Genomic DNA, 1096 nt, shown 5'->3' on the forward strand with positions numbered 1-1096 from the left:
CGTGCTCGATCCGGGCTTCAAGGGCCCCCTGACGCCGATGCGRGATCGCGGGACCGAGGTGCTGGGCTATCTCAGCCTCGGCGAGATCAAGCGCACGARTCCCYTGTTCGCCCRGATCGACGACCCGRATCTCTTCATCGGAGACAACCCGAACTGGCCCGACACCGTGCTGTGCGACGTGCGCCGACCCGCCTGGCATGCCCTGATCCTGGACGTCGCGATTCCGGCTCTGCTGGAGCGCGGGTTCTCCGGGCTGTTCTTCGACACTCTCGATACGCCGCCCCATCTCGAGCAGACCGATCCCGAGCGCTATGCCGGCATGCGCCTGGCCGCCATCGACCTCGTSCGAACCATCCGCCGRCGCCATCCCGACCGGATGCTGCTGATGAACCGCGGCTACGCCCTGCTGCCCGAACTCATCGGGCAGGTCGACGGGGTCGTCGCCGAGAGCCTGCTGACNCATGCGCCTGGCCGCCATCGACCTCGTCCGAACCATCCGCCGGCGCCATCCCGACCGGATGCTGCTGATGAACCGCGGCTACGCCCTGCTGCCCGARCTCATCGGGCAGGTCGACGGGGTCGTCGCCGAGAGCCTGCTGACGACCTACGACGCCCCGGCGAACGGCTACCGCTGGACCGAGCCCAGCGAGCTCGACCCGCACCGACAGGCCCTGCGCCCCCTCGCCGAGGCGGAGCCGCCGGTGCCGATCCTCAGCCTGGATTACTGGGACCCTGAGGACAGCGCGACCATCGCCAAGATCTACACCCGTGAGCGCGCCCTCGGCCACCGCCCTTACGTCGCTCAGATCCTGCTCGACCGAGTCCTGCGCGAGCCGCTGGCGAGCGCGCAGCAGTGACACTCCCACCCTACTTATCTAATTAAATCGATCAAACGAACCGTCGGAAAGCTAGGAGCGCTGATACACAGTGCTGCGGCGTGGAGCCAGCAGAGATAAGTGGACCTTCATTAATTCGTCGGTCCCTCAGGTCGCGCTGGCCCTGTGAGGATCAATTCCATTCCGTTGATCGCATTACGAAGTGACGCAAAGGCCTCCACTGTGCCGCGTAGATGGGCGACAACGACCCGCCTCGCAGT

The organism is Methylobacterium sp. Leaf125, from assembly GCF_001423085.1.
In the GTDB taxonomy this organism is placed as follows: domain Bacteria; phylum Pseudomonadota; class Alphaproteobacteria; order Rhizobiales; family Beijerinckiaceae; genus Methylobacterium.